The sequence below is a fragment of the Desertibacillus haloalkaliphilus genome (assembly GCF_019039105.1).
Classification (GTDB): Bacteria; Bacillota; Bacilli; order Bacillales; family KJ1-10-99; genus Desertibacillus; species Desertibacillus haloalkaliphilus.
Map to the genome: position 1 here is coordinate 1 of NZ_JAHPIV010000156.1, position 429 is coordinate 429.

Genomic DNA, 429 nt, shown 5'->3' on the forward strand with positions numbered 1-429 from the left:
GTGACGGGGTTGCAAACGATTAATGGTAACAAGTACTACTTTGGTGATGACGGAACGTACACATTGCGTAAGTCACAGTGGCTAACAATTGGTGGTGCCAAGTACTACGCAACGGCGGACGGTTCATTCGCCTCTGATGTGACAAAGATTGGTAATACCTACTATTACTTTGATCCAAGTACGAAGGCTCTTTCAACGAAGCGCAATTACATTCAAGCACGTTGGGGTAGCTGGTACCTAGTTGGTAATGATGGTACTGTCCAAAGCGGTTTGCAATCATGGGCCGGTAACTACTACTACTTTGATCCAAGTACTTATTTGAAGGTGACGAATACGACAATTAATATTAACGGTGTTGATTGGTATTTTGATGGTTCAGGTGTTGGTACGAAAAAGGCAAGTAGTGCCAATCAAGGTTCAGTCTATGAT

At 43.1% G+C, this 429-nt stretch carries 1 pseudogene; it reads left to right on the plus strand.

The window, feature by feature from the left end:
- Window positions 1-429: pseudogene (locus KH400_RS21320) on the plus strand (hypothetical protein); the annotation flags it as partial.